Source organism: Exiguobacterium sp. Helios (assembly GCF_014524545.1).
Lineage (GTDB): Bacteria > Bacillota > Bacilli > Exiguobacteriales > Exiguobacteriaceae > Exiguobacterium_A.
The window spans coordinates 669515-685866 of the sequence record NZ_CP053557.1 but is presented as its reverse complement, the minus strand read 5'-3'; the positions used below and the strand labels follow the sequence as shown (position 1 = coordinate 685866).

Genomic DNA, 16352 nt, shown 5'->3' with positions numbered 1-16352 from the left:
CTTTCTTTACTTCACTTTCATCTTTCTTAGTGTAGCAAAGATTGACTCTTTTTTTGGTTTTTTGATTTGAGACCGACTGAGACCATGATATAGTCAAATCAAAAACAAGAACAAACGTTCTTTTATGTATCAAGGAGTGTTTCCGATGAACCCGACTATCTCTTTTCCCGATCGACGCATCTTTTGTGTCGACAGTGTCTCCTTCTATGCCAGTTGCGAATGCCGTTACCGAAACCTTCCTCCTTTGACGACGAAACTCGCTGTCGTATCAGACCTTCATCGATCCGGATCCGTTATTCTTGCGGCCAGTCCCGCCTTAAAACAACTTGGCATTAAGACAGCTAGTCGTCTTTATCAAATTGAGCAGCTGCCTTCTCGTGAGCGGAAACAGATTGTGCTCGTCGAACCGCGGATGCTGGCATACATGAAAACATCAATCGAAGTACTGGATGTCTTGCATCAGTTTGCACCTCCCGACGCGATCCGGATCTATTCGATTGACGAAAACTTTATCGATATGACCGGAACGGAACGGCTTTTTGGCTCAGATGTTGAAACGGCTCAAAAAATCCAGACGGCGATTTGGCATCAGACCGGCATTCCGGTCCGGATCGGGATTGGTCCGAACAATGTCATCGCAAAACTGGTCCTTGATTTACGTGGAAAACGTGAAGGCATCGCACGATGCGGATATGCGGATGTTTCCCGGTTGCTGCACGATTTTCCGATTCGTAAAATGTGGGGCATCGGACGGATGATGGAACAGAATTTGCTGGCGCTTGGTATCGAAACGATTGGTGACCTGGCAGCAGCACGGGTGGAAGATCTGCACGAACGGTTCGGCGTAATCGGGGCAGAACTTTGGCATCACGCCTGGGGAATTGACAGTTCTCCGACGATCATCAATCCCCTGACTTTATTTCAGACCACATCCGATGCCAAACGAACGATCGGCCATGGAGTGACCTTGATGCGTGACTATTACCAGTACGAACAGATTCGTTTAGTCCTCTCCGAATTAGCAGGTGATGTCGCGGCACGGGTCCGTTTTTCTAATCAAGTCGGTTGGACGGTGCATCTCGGCGTTCGCTACTCCCGCCATGTCACCCGGGATGGCTTTTCGAAACAGCTCCGCCTGCCTTATCCGACAGCCGATGAACGGCTGTTGTTGCGTTACGTCCTCCAATTGTTCGAACCGAATTGGCTCGACGGTGAACCGGTTCGCTTTCTATCGGTCGCCCTCGGACAACTCACCCCGGATCAAGGAACACTTCAATTGTCCTTGTTTGAGGACAATACAAAGGTCTGGCGCAGAAAACGGTTATTAAAAGCCATCGACCATGTCAATTTACGTTACGGAAAAGGAACGATCCGGCTGGCGGTGTCTTTCCTCGATACAAGTGTCGCGAAACGCCGGCTCCGATTCGTCGGCGGACATCCGGGAGGTGATTTACATGACACGTTACCGTGACCGCGGAAATCTCAAGTGGCTTCCCTTTTTGATGCCGGAACACATCCAGTTGCTTAAAGCCTATTATCTTGAAAAACATCACATCGATTTTCCTGTCATCGATGAACAACTGCAGTATCCTTGGCATTTTTTACTCGAACAATCATTAATAGAAGGAACCGAGCTCGAAATCACGTATTATAGTGAAAGAGGCTATGTCACGACATCCGGATTCATCGAGCAGGTTCACCGTGAGCGCGCGTACCTTGTTTTGCGCGGGTCCTCACGGATTGAAATTCCGCTCGGACGAATCATCCGGATCGAAAACGGGTAGAAGAGACAGAAGCTGCTGTACGATACGCACTTATTTTAAGAATTGTCATTGAAAGAAGGATTGATTGGTATGATGGAATGGTTTACCGGACTTCCGGTCGTCATGCAAGCCCTGCTTGCCGGTATGATGACCTGGGGATTGACGGCACTCGGGGCCGCACTTGTCTTCGTCTTTACGACGATTGAAAAACGGGTCATGAATATGATGCTCGGCTTTGCAGCCGGTGTCATGATTGCGGCGTCGTTTTGGTCCTTGCTTGCCCCGGCAATTGAATTTACGGAAAAAGATGGTGGGATTGCCTGGTTGCCGGCCGCAATCGGTTTTCTGGCAGGCGGTTTTTTTGTCCGCCTCCTGGATTTTGTAACTCCCCATCTGCACTTATCCGCTCCGCTCGAAACCGCTGAAGGTCCTTCGACCGGTCTGAAAAAAACAACGTTGCTGTTTCTCGCGATTACGCTCCACAATATCCCGGAAGGACTCGCGATCGGTGTCGCTTTCGGTGCCGCCGCACTGAACATGGATGGTGCGACCGTTGCCGGTGCCTTGACACTGGCACTTGGAATCGGGATTCAAAACATGCCGGAAGGGGCTGCTTTGTCGATTCCGCTTCGCGGAGAAGGCATGTCACGTCGGCGGGCTTTTAACTACGGACAATTGTCGGCGATCGTCGAACCGATTGCCGCTATGGTCGGAGCTGCTGCCGTCTTCTTTATTCAACCGCTCTTGCCGTATGCTTTGGCGTTTGCCGCCGGCGCAATGATTTTCGTCGTCGTCGAAGAATTGATTCCCGAATCACAGGCTGAAAACGGATCAGACTTGGCAACACTTGGTCTGATGGTCGGTTTCACTGTTATGATGATTCTTGACGTCGCACTTGGATGATGTAACATCAATAAAACCTCTCCCGTGTAAATATGGGAGAGGTTTTATTTGTAGATTGAATTCTTATTTTCGTAAAATCCGCATCGCATTTAGGACAGCGAGGACTGTCACACCGACATCGGCAAAAACGGCTTCCCACATCGTCGCAACACCAAAGGCACCAAGCAATAAGAAAATCCCTTTGATACCTAATGCAAACGTAATGTTCTGATAGACGATCCGGCGTGTCGACCGGGCAATCCGAATCGCTTCGACCAGTTGTTTCGGTTCATCCGTCATCAGGACGACATCCGCTGCTTCAATCGCGACGTCACTTCCAAGTCCACCCATCGCAATCCCGACATCCGCCCGCGTCAATACGGGAGCATCATTAATTCCGTCCCCGACAAACGCGACCCGTCCCTTTGCTTGATCTAAGATCGCTTCGAGTTGTTCCACTTTTTGATGTGGCAACAGTTCTGCCTTTACTTGCGTTATCCCGATTTGCTGCCCGATCCGTTCCGCCGTTTCCCGCCGGTCTCCGGTCAACATGATTGTCTGGCGAATCCCGAGTGTTTTTAGTTCGCGTAATGCTTCTATCGTCGTATCTTTAATACGGTCGGCAATCCGGATATATCCAAGGTAGCTGTCGTTTCGGGCAACATGCACATAAGTCCCGTCTTCGGTCTGATCGAGCGGCATCAAGCCGAGTTCTTTGAACCACCGGGCATTTCCCGCCTGAATCTGATCCGTGCCGAACCGTCCGGCGACGCCGGAACCGGCTACTTCCTGATAGTCTTGAACAGCGGTCGGAATAGAACCATGCAGGGCATACATCCGTTGAATCGATTTTGCGATTGGATGATTCGAGTGTTGCTCAACGGTCGCTGCGACGCGAAGCAGTTCGTCTTCCGATCCATGCACGGCTTTCAGTTCGACGACTTCAAACACACCTTCCGTCAACGTTCCCGTTTTATCGAAGACGACCGTATCGAGTTGTTGTAACGCTTCGAGATGATTTCCGCCTTTGACAAGAATACCGCGTTTCGAAGCAACACCGATTCCACTAAAGAAGCCGAGCGGGATTGAAATCACGAGCGCACAGGGACAACTGATGACAAGGAACACAAGTGCCCGGTAAATCCAGTCGTTCCAAGCTGCTCCCGTCACAACGAGTGGCGGCACGATGGCAAGAAGTGTTGCAATCACGACGACAATCGGTGTATAAATCCGTGCAAATCGTGTAATGAATTTTTCCGTCGGTGCTTTATGGCGTGACGCATTTTCGACTAAATCCAGAATTTTAGCGACGGTCGACTCACTGTATCGTCGATCGACCTGAATCAACAGATGACCATCGGTATTAATCGTCCCGGCTAAAATCGGCTCGGTCGGACGGACACGCCGCGGGACCGATTCACCGGTCAATGCCGTCGTATCGATGAACGCTTCCCCTTCAAGAACAGTCCCATCCAGTGGAATCTTCTCCCCTGCCCGGACAATAATCCGTTGACCGATGTTCACCTGTTCCGGACTCACACGCCGGCCATCCTCAAGCGTCGCGATATCCGGCCGGATGTCCATCAACGCGGCAATCGATTTACGCGACTGATCGACGGCACGGTGTTGGAAAAACTCACCGACTTGATAAAACAGCATCACAGCGACGGCTTCCGGATATTCTCCGATTAAAAAAGCACCAGCCGTCGCAATGACCATTAAAAAGTTCTCATCAAACACTTGACCTTGCCGGATATTTCTTACAGCGGTTCGAAGGACATCCCAACCGATTAAAAAGTAGGCAATCGTAAAAAATAGAAGGTCAATTGATCCCGGAACAAAAAAGGCACCGATGAAGGATATCATCCCGATACTATATTGTATTTTTTTCGTACGATTTAAAAATGGACCGTGATCGTGCGGATGACTATGGTCATGTCCCACCTGTTGATGCGGATCAACTGCTTCTGCGGATGCTGTCCGTATCACTTGTACATCCGGTTCGAGCTGCTGAATCCGTTCAATGACTGCCTGATACGTCTCGTCGTATGCAACGTCCTTTTCATACGTCAGATAAAGTTTCTGACCGGCAAAATCCAAATCTGCCTGTTCAATGCCTGTTACGTTCGCAACACCCCGCTCCACTTTTGCCGCGCAGTTCGCACAATCGATTCCTGTAATCTGAAGACGTTCTGTTTTTGCTTCCATTCTCTCACCTCATTCAAACGATAGTTTGATTATAAGAATAGTTTACGCTCTTTTTGATTTTTCAACAAGTCACTTTTGTCTCAGACTTGCGCCCGATATTTTGATTAGTTCTATCTCAGAAGAATAAAACGTGATATGTTTTTAGATAGTAAAATATAGAAGGAGAATAACATGACTATCATTGAATTACTTAAAGCACTTTTACTCGGTTTCGTCGAAGGAATGACGGAATTCGCCCCTGTCTCCTCGACCGGACATATGATCATCGTCGATGATATGTGGCTGCAGACTTCAGAGTTCTTAACTCAGTACTCCGCGAATACATTTAAGATTGTCATCCAGCTCGGTTCGATTTTAGCCGTCATCGTCGTCTTTTGGAAACGGTTGTTCAGCCTGATTGGTCTCTACAAGATCGAAGGCGAACATGATGCAACCGGTACTCACAAGTTAAAATTACGTCACGTCCTGATTGGTCTACTTCCGGCGGCTGTTCTCGGTCTGTTGTTTGAAGACTTCATCGATGAGAACCTCTTCTCGATTGATACCGTCATCATCGGTCTTGCAACCGGCGCCATCTTGATGATTGCCGCCGACAAATTCGGACCAAAAGAACCGAAAACAACGACGCTTGATCAGATTTCGTACCGCCAGGCTGCACTTGTCGGTCTATTCCAATGTATCTCGCTTTGGCCGGGCTTCTCACGGTCGGGTTCGACGATTTCCGGAGGGGTTTTCCTCGGGATGAATCACCGGACGGCAGCAGACTTTACGTTCATCATGGCTGTTCCGATCATGTTTGGTGCAAGTGCCCTGTCACTCGTTAAAAATTGGCAGTACATCGAAATGGCACACCTCAGCTTTTACATCGTCGGTTTCATCGCTTCGTTCGGTTTTGCGTTACTGTCGATTCGTTTCTTCCTGAAACTGATCAACAAAATCAAACTCGTTCCGTTTGCGATTTACCGCCTTGTCCTGGCAGCCATTCTTGCGGTCATCGTCTACATGTAATCCTCAAACTACCAGCGAATCGTTGGTAGTTTTTCATTTTCATGAAACTAATTAAGAACGATTAGGGTATATATAGTTGAGATACAGAAAAAAGGAGTGGTCATCGTTATGGCTCGTAGAAATCGTGGAGGTTCCAAGTTACCTCTCATCATCGGGATTGCGGTCGTCGTCCTCATTGCATTTTTAGCAATCGGACAATACAACAGTCTCGTCAATGTGGAAGAAGATGTTTCAAATAAGTGGTCGCAAGTCGATAATCAAATCAAACGCCGGGCGGATTTAATTCCGAATCTCGTCGAAACCGTCAAAGGTGTCGCCGGTCAGGAACAAAAAGTGTATGGTGATATCGCTGAAGCACAAGCCGGCTTAGCACGTGCTGCTTCAACAGAACAACGGATTGAAGCCGATCAACAGGTCACATCTTCGCTTCGTGGATTAATCGCGTTGCAAACGACATATCCGGACTTAAAATCAAGCGAACGGTTCCAATCGTTGATGGATACACTCGAAGGAACGGAAAATCGTCTGGGTATTGCCCGTAAAGATTATAATGATGCTGTGACAGTCTATAACAAAAAACGTCGCAGTTTCCCAACTTCGCTTTATGCTTCGGCATTTGGTTTCGAGAAAAAACCATATTATGAAATCTCCGAAAGTGACCGTGAAAATCCGACGGTCGACTTCAATAGTGACTCGAAATGATTTGGCGACGAACGCGACTGCTTTTTACCGCGTTCCTCGTCTTCTTCCTTCTGACTCCGACTGCCGAAGCCGTGTCAGAACGCACGGGCGCAGCATTCTTCATTCAGGATGATGCACAGCTGCTGACCGCGTCGGAAGAAGCGGAACTCGCTCGTCTCGGGCAAGAACTCGAACAATATACAACGGCACAGGTCGTGCTCAAGACTGTGCCGGATTTAAAAGGACAAGATCTAAGCACGTATGCCAATGAAACGTTCCGGGCTCAAGGTATTGGACAGGCCGGAAAAGATAACGGAATTCTCGTTGTCGTGGCACCAAACGAAAAAGACCGGAACTTCCGGATCGAAGTCGGCTATAAGCTCGAAGGCATTCTGACCGACATCACAGCCGGACGCATCCTCGACAAGTACGCTGTTCCCTATCGTGATCAAGGCGAGTATGGTAAAGCAGCGTCCGAAACATATAAAGCGGTCGTCAGTGTCGTTTCGAAAGAACAATCGCTTGAATCGCAGGATCCGGTTAAGAAAAGTGCGGACGACGGTTTGAGTACATGGGCAAAAGTCCTGATTGGCGCAGGTCTCGTTCTCTTGTTATTCCTCGATATGAAGTTCACCGGCGGGATGTTCTTTTTTGCCATCATCAACATCTTTTCCGCTATCATGCGTGGTGGTGGAGGCGGTGGCGGCAGCCGGGGCGGTGGCGGCAGTTCCGGCGGCGGCGGTGCGGAAAGGTAAGGACTGCTATGACTATTTTTTCAGGTATCGTTGTATTTTACGGCATCATGACCGTCATTGGATTTGTTTCAATGTGGCGGGATAAACGCCAAGCGCAGCAACACGAATGGCGGACGCCGGAAGCCACCTTGTTGACAATTGCTTTTTTAGGCGGCGCTCTCGGGACGCTTTTGGCAATGCAACTCGTCCGGCATAAAACACGGACCGCCAAATTCCAACTCTTTGTACCGTTAGCAATTTTACTTCATGCTACGCTTTGGATTTTGTGGATTCGATCGTAATCCTTTAAATTATGTACCGATTAACCGATAAAAAAGACAGGATGGTTCATCAAAAGATGAACTGTACCTATCTTTTTTTTACTTTGGTCAATTGAAGGACAAATAGTTGATATCAGGTTTATTTATAGATTATCTTCGGGTAAAGACTTTAACTAATTTAATAAATACATCTTTTACAGACGTATTTTACCAAGAGAGGTGGACACCCATTCATGTGGCATCCTTGCGCCGAATGTACAACAACAATCCGTTTTATCGAGGCCGGTTCTTTACATATTCAATCGCCTGCGCCAGAAGTATTTTCTTACAGTTCATTTGAGCAGTTGGAACAAATCCTTAGCTCTACGTTACAGATTGGGGATTTTCCGGTTTCCTGCCGGGCGAACGGATCACGTCTCGTGACACCTGTACTTGCAGCTTCTGTTTTGCTCGAACAGTTGAAGAGCCGACAAGCCATTGATTTCATTCAAAACGGCATCATGACGAGTCATCTGCAACCAATCTTCAACATTCAAGACAACTCACTTTTTGCGAATGAAGCGTTGCTTCGGGCCGCTGACCAAACGATTCCGATGTCCCCGGGTCTGCTCTTTTCGACCGCTTCCAAAATGGGGCTTCATTCCCGACTCGATCAACGGGCGCGTGAAGAAGCGATTCGGGCAACACATCTGGTCGGTGGAACGCAAAAAACCTTTATTAACTTCCTCCCTTCGACCATCTACAATCCGGAGTACTGCCTGCGTCATACGTTCGAAATCGTCGAACGGTATAACGTGGATCCAAGCCGGCTCGTGTTCGAAGTCGTCGAGACGGAAAAAATCGAAGACGTCAATCACTTGAAACATGTCTTCGAACAATATAAAAAACAAGGCATCCAAGTAGCACTCGATGATGTCGGTGCCGGCTTCTCGACGCTTGATATGTTGTCGTTACTCCAACCGGATTATGTCAAAATTGATCGTGCCTTCATCTCAAACTGTGACACTGTAACAGAAAATGAAGCCTTTTTACGAAAAGCGCGTCATTTAACAAAAGAGATGGGGATTCAGATTCTTGCGGAAGGCATCGAACGTCAGGAAGAACTCGATCTCTGCCGCGAACTTGGATTTGATCTCGGACAAGGTTATCTGCTCGGCCGTCCCGCACCGTACTCAGAACTGGCAAAAGCACAGTAATCGTAAAGCCCCTCTCCTCCGCTTCGAGGAGAGGGGCTTTATCTTATATTTCCATCAAGATATGAGTACTGCTTCCCGGTCATTTTTCATTAAGGCCGAAAGAACGGTCGCCTTCGACCAATCCGTCGCAATCAGTTGACAGAGCGGTTCCTGACCAATTCGTTGCGCCAAGTCGGCTCGCTCCGCTTCCGTCAATCCTAGATTTGTACTCGTCGTCGGTTGTTTGTTTTCAATCAAATACTCTCGCAACTCTGTATAGGACACTGTTTCACCTAACAATAACTCCTGAATCAACAAGCCGTAACCGACTTTACTTCCGTGTAAAATCCGGTTCGTCGACGGGAACGGAGATAACGCATTATGAACACCGTGACCAATCGCCCCACGTGTTGCTTCGTCACCGAATCCACCGACACTTCCGGCAAGCGGAATGACCGTCTCCACCAGATGTTGAATCGGGGACGAATACTCCTGAAATTGTTTTGGACTGATCGGTGTCTGCAAAATTAATCGTTTACAGTGTTCTGCCATCCGTAAGGCCGATTCGACGACAGGATGGTCAGAAGTCGATCCGCTCAGCGCCCGGGCTTCGTACCATTTCGCTAATGTATCGACCAGTCCGGCAACAAAATAATCATATGGACTGGCTGCTAAAATCCGATGGTCGAGCAATAATGCTTCAATGACGACAGGAATCGTGTCAAAACGAAGGTACCGACCCCGTTCATCATACATGACACTAAGGGGTGTCCACGGGGCACAGTTCGAGACGATCGTCGGAATGACAATCAACGGGCAATTTCGTTTGACGGCCACTTGTTTGGCCGTATCAATGACGGACCCGCCGCCAAGAGCGATGATCATTTCGTACGCGGCACATTGTTCTGTAAGCTCTATTACCTGCTGATCTGTACAATGTCCGGAAAACAGCAGCTTCGGCAATTCCGGCAAATACTGTTCGGACGATTTTAATGCCTGTTCACCGTGAATCAGCACCGCTTTTCTCCCCCGTAACAGTTCTGAAAGCCGATCGACGGCTTGTTCTTCGTGTATGTATTGTAAAACGGCTTGACGAATCATCCTGATCCCTCCCATTATTTGTTAACGCTCAGTATACGGATTTCCTTGTGCCAATTCAACCCTTCCTTTGATTCGATTTTCGAAAGTGAAAAGCGTAAACTGGGTAAGACAGGATTATTATCTTAAGGGGGAATTCAAATGGAATTCGTTACGTTGAACAATGGGGTGGTCATGCCGCAACTCGGATACGGTGTGTTTAAAGTCCCGGAACAGGAAGTGTATGAAGCGGTGCGGGAAGCTTTACGGGTCGGCTACCGTTCCATTGATACGGCAATGATTTATGAAAACGAGGCCGGTGTCGGTCGCGCCTTAAAGGATTCGGGGATTCCACGGGAAGATATCTTTTTGACGACAAAGGTTTGGAATAAGGATCAAGGTTATGAACGGACACTGGCCGCGTTTGAAACCAGTCTCCAAAAGCTCGGGGTTGATTACGTTGATTTATACTTAATTCATTGGCCGATGCCGGACGAGGATTTGTATATGGATACGTGGCGTGCTTTAGAACAGCTGTATCGAGATGGCAAAACAAAAGCGATCGGAGTATCGAATTTCCACATTCCGCATTTAACACGGGTATTGGAAGAAGGAACCGTCGTCCCTGCCGTCAATCAAATCGAACTGCATCCGTTCTTAAGTCAGGAAGCGATTCGCGCATTTTGCCAAAAGAACGGGATTGTCGTCGAAGCCTGGAGCCCGTTGATGAAGGGACGCGATGCCTTAACAGACCCGGTCATCACAGACATCGCGGCACGTCACGGTAAGACACCTGCTCAAGTCGTTCTCCGTTGGCATCTTCAGCATGACATCATCGCGATCCCGAAATCCGTCACACCAAGCCGGATTCAGGAAAACTTGGACATCTTTGATTTTGTGTTATCACCGGATGACATGCGACAAATCGATCAGCTCAATCGGAATGAGCGGACCGGCTCGAATCCGGACGACATGCATAAAAAATAAGACGAGGCTTACATCAACGTAAACATCGCCCCATACAAAAAGGCTGACATGAGCGTCAGCCTTTTTGTATGCATTAACGGTCCAAATCATTTCCGTGATCTTGTTTTGCTAAATCATCGGAATGATCCGCCGAACGGTTCGGACGGTGGATGTCGTCTTTTTTCCCGTCCTGCTGTTCTTCGTGACGTACTTTTTGTTCTTCCCACTCCGGACGCTTAAAATCATCGTCCCGGCGCATCGCGATATCCGGTTTACGATCTTCTTTTAACTTGGCATGATGAATGGCTTCTTCGTCTTGCGGCATCTTATCCGTACCCGCACGGTGCAAATCAATCTCCGCGTGTTCTTCTTTTGAGTCTTTATCGACATCAAGCGGATTTCCCGATCCGAGTTGGGCATTTGAATTGGCATCGTCCGATGTATGCGTTTCTTCGTAACTGCCGTAACGTACTTTGACGTCAGGATGTGTATTGTCCGTGTTTAAGTGGGGATCGAACTGAATGTCCTGAACTTCCAGTAACAGAACGAATCCACCGCCTTCGACTTCCGTCTTATGGACCTCGACTTGATCCGCCGGTAAATCGAGTGAACCAAACAGATCATTTACTTCCTGATCACGTCCCTGATTCCCGCGAATCCGGTCAATCCACGACGGTTTCGTCGTCGCGATTTCCGCGTCCATCTGACTGCGGACCAGTTGAAGATTCGATTTTTCTTTAACGATGATATAAAAATCTTCTTCGCGATGACCTTGCTGATGCAACTCATCCATTTTTGAAATCAGTTCTTCTTCTTTATAAAACGTTCCGATATACTGTTTCGTTTTCATACCAATCCATCCCCTTATGCACGAATTTAATGACGTACTTGTCTTATAAGGAGTATTTCCTTTTTTCAGCTAAAATATGCCACCCAGTCGGCTCAAACAGGAAAAGTAATCTAAATGATATGTTTATTCTCCGACCAGCTTCAAACCGATCGTCGCACTGAGAATTAAACCGATACAAACAATCCGTTTCCAATCCTTCGCTTCGTTGTAAAAAATCATGCTGAGAATCGTACCGCCTGCTGCTCCAATTCCGGTCCACACCGCATAGGCCGTCCCCATCGGCAGCTCATTCATCGCCAAAGTGAGGAATAAAAAACTGAGACCAAAACCAGCGAACATCAACAACAGATTTTTGGTGTTTTTTTGCTGATTAAACGTATTGATCAGGACGACACCTAACATTTCAAATAGTCCTGCCAGAATCAAATAGAACCAACTCATTGTTGTTCCCCCTCCCCACTGACTAATTTCAAACCAATCACACCCACTAACAGGACTGCAATCAACATCAACTTGATGATGGATGCCGACTGACCGAATAAGACGATATCCGTTACGACCGTACCCGCTGTTCCGAGTCCGACGAACACCGCATAGACCGTTCCGACCGGCAGATGATTACTGACCTTGATTAACACCGTGAAGCTGACGATGATGCTGACAATCGTCGCTCCCCACTCGAGTGGGGTCGCTGCGTGTTTTAATCCGATGACCCAACCGACTTCAAAAAAGGATGCCAGGATGATGCTTAACCAATATTTTGCCATGTTGTTTCCTCCTCTGTTTCGAATCAAACAAAAAAGCCCGGGAGCAAGCGCCTAAACGCTTTACTCCCGGGCTTTTATCCCTCCGTTGCATAAGGTTCCCCTTATGTTCCTCCCTTGGTCCAGCCGAACGGAACCCTAGAGGATTACTATTCTGTTCATTCGATATCCCGACTTTAGCACGCCCGATTTTGCCTGTCAAACAGGAAAATCCGGCTGAACAGCCAATATCTTATAAAGAGTCAACTATAGAGGAGGAGTCCATCATGCGCTACAAAATCAATGAGCAACTACGGATCCGTCGTTTTACTCCAGAAGATTTAGAAGCTGTCCATGCCTATGCCTCAAAACCCATCGTCAGTCAGTATCAATCGTGGGGACCCAACTCCGAAAGTGACAGCAAACAATTTATTCATGACGCACTTGAAAGCGAACTTGAGAATCCGCGCCGCCGGTATGTCTTCGCCGTCACCTTCCCGGATGATCGTGTGATTGGAGCCGGTGAACTGGTGATCACCGATACCGAACACAAAACGGCGGAGATCGGTTACATTCTGTCGCCGGATGAATGGGGAAACGGCTATGCGACATCCGTTGCCGCATTTTTACTCGAATTCGGATTCGAGAAACTGGAGTTACACCGGATTACAGCAACATGTGATCCGCGAAACGTCGCTTCAGAACGTGTCCTCCAGAAAGTCGGGATGACGAAAGAAGGTCAACTCCGCGAAACGGTTTATCTCGAAGACCATTGGCGCGATTCCCTCATTTACGGCATGCTCGATTGGGAGTGGCAGGTCGACCATGAAGACGATTAAAAATAAACCAGACCGGTGCCTCTTATCCAGGAGGGACCGGTTTTTCATTTCCTTGTATAGCATTTGGTTGATGATTGACTTTTTTTGATATCTTTTTACACCTTTAAAAATGAACATGGTAAACTTAGTTTTAACTGGAGTAAAAATTAATTTTCTAGAGAAATGGAGTTTTACATACGATGCCTCTTTCAAAAAAATGGTTCACGACACTTGCTGCTTCCGTCATGCTGTTCAGTTCATTCCCGATCAGTGCCTTGGCAGAAGGAGACATTTCGCAAACGGTCGTCGACGAGAAAACGGAACTTGCAACCGGTAAACTGTTTACCCAAACCGATACCCCGGTCTTCGAAACACCGGAAAGTACAGAAGCAGTCGCTACCCTTTCTGCCACAACTGAAGTCGAGACGTTCGGGACAGAAGGTCTGTTTACACGCATCCTGCTCGATGGCGTCTATCGTTTCGTGAAGACAGATCAATTAGCGGATACACCTACATATCCAAGAATCGATAGCCGGTATACGAATAAGGTCACAGTTCTTTATACAGCAGCAGATTCTTCAACGGCGACAGCACAAACATTTGATCAAAATAAGCAGCTTGATACATACGGTCAGGTCGGTCTCTTCAGCCGGATTAAACAGGATACCGGCTATCTGTTCGTCCTGACAGCGGATTTAAGTACAACCCCTGTGTACTCGATGACCGGTGAACGGTTCGTTCAAGAAAAAACGTCGGTTTATCCAACAGCCGATGCAGTTGGAACACCGCTCACCACGTTGAAACAAAACGATTCCATCAAGACGTTCGGGACGTCAGGGACTTTTACCCGGATCGAGTGGAACGGTACATATGCTTTTGTCTTAACGGCTCACCTCGGAACGAAACCGGTCGTCTCGTATGAAGCAACCGGCAAAAAGTACAGTCAACAACTTGCCAACGTCTACCCAACCGCTACGGCGACCGGGAAACTGCTTGGGACATTGGCACAAAATCAATTAGTCGACATCTACGGTGTATCCGGTGCTTATACACGAGTCCGCTTAAACGGTGTCTATGGATTTGTCCTGACAGCTCAGTTAGGAGATTTGGAGTTTTTTGCACAAACAGCCCGTTTGTATGTCCAGTCTCCTACTCCAATCCGCCAAGCACCCAACGCATCGAGTCCCGTCTTAAAAGAACACCAGACGAATACCCTGCTGACGGTCTACGGGACGAGCGGTGCGTACAGCCGGATCTTATTCCGCGGACAATATGCGTACGTTTTGACAAATACGCTCGCTCCATTAAAAGTCTATGCCAAAACAAATCGTTTATACGTTCAGACACCGACAGCAATCCGTTCTGCTCCCAATGTATCCAGTCCCGTCTTAAAGCAGCATCAGACGAATACCCTGCTGACGGTTTATGGAACGAGCGGTGCATACAGCCGAATTTTATTCCGCGGACAATATGCGTACGTCTTAACAAATACGCTTGCCCCAACAAAAGTCTTCGTTAAAACAGGACTTCGTTATGCGAACAAAAACACATCGATCTTTAAAGATACGACAGCCAAAAATGTTCTTCGCTCTATAAAACGGGCGGAATCCATCGATATTTACGGCACAAGTGGCGTGTATACACGCGTCAAAGTCGGATCGGTGTACGGCTACGTCAAGACAACGGATCTTGTGACGAGAAAACCGGATTTGTATGATGTCACCGGAACACGTTACGTCCTCGAAGATAAATTAGTCGTTCATCCGAAAGCCAGTCTGACAGGGAAAATCGGTACACTGAAGAAAAATACCCTGCTGTCGATTTACGGCACAAGCGGCTATTACACCCGCGTTAAGATCGGTACGACGTTTGGTTTTGTCGACTCGAGCAAACTCGGCTTAAACAAACCGGTCGCGCGTCCGAAAGTCGGAACGGTCTTTTATGTCCATTTTGATCAGACCCCACTCTTTTCAGCCGATGTCGCGTATAGCCGCCCTGCCGGTTATTTAAGCAAAGGCACGAAACTGATTGGTCTAAAGGCGATTGACGATGACTTTTGGAAGGTTCGCCTACCGAACGGAACGACCGGTTACATCATCAATCCATACATCGGGACGACGAAACCGGATATGCGTTACGCCCAACAAGCAATCAACCGTCAAAAAATCTACACAGTCAAAACAACGACGTCTTATTTTGCAACACCCGTCAGTCCGAAAAGTGCCGGATTGATTGAACAGGGAAAACGCGTCTATCCCCGGTATCGGGTCGGCAATTTTTATGTCATTCAGTCCGGCTGGTCACCTGTTTATCTGCCGGTCAGCGCTGTCACCGTCAAGACGGATGCACGGATCGCACAGAAGAATACATCGCGTGGTGAAAAGTTAATCCAAGCAGCCGCGAAACACTTGGGAACGCCGTATACGTGGGGTTCTCAAACGGCAGCCAACGGCGGTTTTGATTGTTCGGGACTGATTCACTATGCAACGAACGAAGCCGGAAAGTACGGCGGCCGGACGAACGTCAGTGGTTACTGGTACGGGGCTTTCTTTACGAACCGGCGGACGACAATCAGTAGCGGGAAACGATCGGATATCGTCTTTTTCGAAAATACGTATACGGATGGACCATCGCATATCGGCATCATGCTCGACAATGAATATTTCATTCATGCGGGTGGCTCACAGCTGCAAATCAACTCGATCTATGAACCGCGTTGGCGGGAACACTTTCTTGGCTTCAAATCGATGTAACACAAAAAGAGGCGTATGGACCCTTCCGGATCCATACGCCCTTCTTTCATTGATTTAGAATGTCATCTCGACATACTTTGTCACTTGACGATCCTCAAGATACAACTCAATTTGTTCGCGGTATGCTTTATAGTGGTCCGATGCAATATGAGCCTCAAGTGCTGCTTCGTCTTGGTAGACTTCATAGAGCATGAACTGATGTTCATTTTCAATCGATTGATGTAACGTATAACGTAGGCAGCCCGGCTCGTTTTGCGCTGCTTTGTAGACTGTACTTAGAATCGGAAAGACTTGATCAGCTAATCCTGCTTTGACTGTAAGAACGGCATTGACAATGATTTCACCCATATGTTGATTCCTCCTCTAATTGATTACTTCTATCTGTACCCGTTTTTACTCAAGACATACCGAAA

General features: G+C 47.8%; 17 protein-coding genes. 11 read left to right on the top strand and 6 right to left on the bottom strand.

Going from position 1 to position 16352, the window contains the following annotated elements:
• Positions 1 to 145 precede the first annotated feature (145 nt).
• The 3 genes from HNY42_RS03615 to HNY42_RS03605 all read left to right on the top strand — a co-directional run bounded on the left by HNY42_RS03615 (position 146) and on the right by HNY42_RS03605 (position 2666).
• Positions 146 to 1471 carry a Y-family DNA polymerase gene (locus HNY42_RS03615; RefSeq protein WP_188005119.1) on the top strand — a complete coding sequence of 442 codons (1326 nt, stop codon included), beginning with the start codon at positions 146 to 148 and terminating at the stop codon, positions 1469 to 1471.
• Positions 1455 to 1784, top strand: a complete 330-nt coding sequence (locus HNY42_RS03610; protein ID WP_131973304.1) for a YolD-like family protein — start codon at positions 1455 to 1457, stop codon at positions 1782 to 1784. The genes HNY42_RS03615 and HNY42_RS03610 overlap by 17 nt, the downstream gene beginning before the upstream one ends.
• A gap of 69 nt (positions 1785 to 1853) precedes the next feature.
• Complete coding sequence (locus tag HNY42_RS03605; RefSeq protein WP_012369327.1) at positions 1854 to 2666, top strand: ZIP family metal transporter; 813 nt, start codon at positions 1854 to 1856, stop codon at positions 2664 to 2666.
• A gap of 63 nt (positions 2667 to 2729) precedes the next feature.
• On the opposite strand, the gene HNY42_RS03600 is transcribed toward HNY42_RS03605, so the two are convergent.
• Positions 2730 to 4853, bottom strand: coding sequence for a heavy metal translocating P-type ATPase (locus HNY42_RS03600; RefSeq protein ID WP_188005118.1), 2124 nt, complete (start codon positions 4851 to 4853; stop codon positions 2730 to 2732).
• Positions 4854 to 5024: 171 nt separating this feature from the next.
• On the opposite strand from HNY42_RS03600, the gene HNY42_RS03595 reads away from it, so the two are divergent.
• The 5 genes from HNY42_RS03595 (at position 5025) to HNY42_RS03575 (ending at position 8753) form a co-directional block, all read left to right on the top strand.
• On the top strand, positions 5025 to 5861 hold the full coding sequence (locus HNY42_RS03595) for an undecaprenyl-diphosphate phosphatase (protein ID WP_188005117.1): 837 nt from the start codon (positions 5025 to 5027) through the stop codon (positions 5859 to 5861).
• Positions 5862 to 5969: 108 nt separating this feature from the next.
• A complete protein-coding gene (locus HNY42_RS03590; protein WP_114597089.1) occupies positions 5970 to 6563 on the top strand; it encodes a LemA family protein in 594 nt (197 codons plus the stop codon).
• Positions 6560 to 7297 carry a TPM domain-containing protein gene (locus tag HNY42_RS03585; RefSeq protein WP_131503409.1) on the top strand — a complete coding sequence of 246 codons (738 nt, stop codon included), beginning with the start codon at positions 6560 to 6562 and terminating at the stop codon, positions 7295 to 7297. Before HNY42_RS03590 ends, HNY42_RS03585 begins: the two co-directional genes overlap by 4 nt.
• An 8-nt stretch (positions 7298 to 7305) precedes the next feature.
• The gene (locus HNY42_RS03580; protein ID WP_131503408.1) at positions 7306 to 7578 is read left to right on the top strand and encodes a DUF1294 domain-containing protein; all 273 of its coding nucleotides are present in this window, start codon (positions 7306 to 7308) and stop codon (positions 7576 to 7578) included.
• A 212-nt stretch (positions 7579 to 7790) separates the two neighbouring features.
• On the top strand, positions 7791 to 8753 hold the full coding sequence (locus tag HNY42_RS03575) for an EAL domain-containing protein (protein ID WP_131503407.1): 963 nt from the start codon (positions 7791 to 7793) through the stop codon (positions 8751 to 8753).
• Between the two features lie 54 nt (positions 8754 to 8807).
• Here HNY42_RS03575 and HNY42_RS03570 read toward each other — a convergent pair whose 3' ends face one another.
• Positions 8808 to 9833, bottom strand: a complete 1026-nt coding sequence (locus HNY42_RS03570; RefSeq protein WP_131503406.1) for an iron-containing alcohol dehydrogenase family protein — start codon at positions 9831 to 9833, stop codon at positions 8808 to 8810.
• 138 nt (positions 9834 to 9971) lie between these two features.
• Between HNY42_RS03570 and HNY42_RS03565 the strand changes: the two genes are divergently transcribed.
• On the top strand, positions 9972 to 10796 hold the full coding sequence (locus tag HNY42_RS03565; RefSeq protein ID WP_131503405.1) for an aldo/keto reductase: 825 nt from the start codon (positions 9972 to 9974) through the stop codon (positions 10794 to 10796).
• Positions 10797 to 10869: 73 nt separating this feature from the next.
• Here HNY42_RS03565 and HNY42_RS03560 read toward each other — a convergent pair whose 3' ends face one another.
• The 3 genes from HNY42_RS03560 to HNY42_RS03550 form a co-directional block, all read right to left on the bottom strand.
• On the bottom strand, positions 10870 to 11625 hold the full coding sequence (locus HNY42_RS03560; protein ID WP_131503404.1) for a general stress protein: 756 nt from the start codon (positions 11623 to 11625) through the stop codon (positions 10870 to 10872).
• A gap of 123 nt (positions 11626 to 11748) precedes the next feature.
• Positions 11749 to 12066 carry a DMT family transporter gene (locus tag HNY42_RS03555; RefSeq protein WP_114597082.1) on the bottom strand — a complete coding sequence of 106 codons (318 nt, stop codon included), beginning with the start codon at positions 12064 to 12066 and terminating at the stop codon, positions 11749 to 11751.
• On the bottom strand, positions 12063 to 12392 hold the full coding sequence (locus tag HNY42_RS03550) for a DMT family transporter (protein WP_114597081.1): 330 nt from the start codon (positions 12390 to 12392) through the stop codon (positions 12063 to 12065). The genes HNY42_RS03555 and HNY42_RS03550 overlap by 4 nt, the downstream gene beginning before the upstream one ends.
• Positions 12393 to 12655: 263 nt before the next feature.
• On the opposite strand from HNY42_RS03550, the gene HNY42_RS03545 reads away from it, so the two are divergent.
• Both HNY42_RS03545 and HNY42_RS03540 read left to right on the top strand, forming a co-directional pair.
• Positions 12656 to 13207, top strand: coding sequence for a GNAT family N-acetyltransferase (locus tag HNY42_RS03545; RefSeq protein ID WP_131503403.1), 552 nt, complete (start codon positions 12656 to 12658; stop codon positions 13205 to 13207).
• 179 nt (positions 13208 to 13386) lie between these two features.
• Complete coding sequence (locus HNY42_RS03540; protein ID WP_255508419.1) at positions 13387 to 15939, top strand: SH3 domain-containing C40 family peptidase; 2553 nt, start codon at positions 13387 to 13389, stop codon at positions 15937 to 15939.
• Positions 15940 to 15993: 54 nt separating this feature from the next.
• Here HNY42_RS03540 and HNY42_RS03535 read toward each other — a convergent pair whose 3' ends face one another.
• A complete protein-coding gene (locus HNY42_RS03535; protein ID WP_026829347.1) occupies positions 15994 to 16287 on the bottom strand; it encodes a putative quinol monooxygenase in 294 nt (97 codons plus the stop codon).
• Positions 16288 to 16352: the final 65 nt, after the last annotated feature.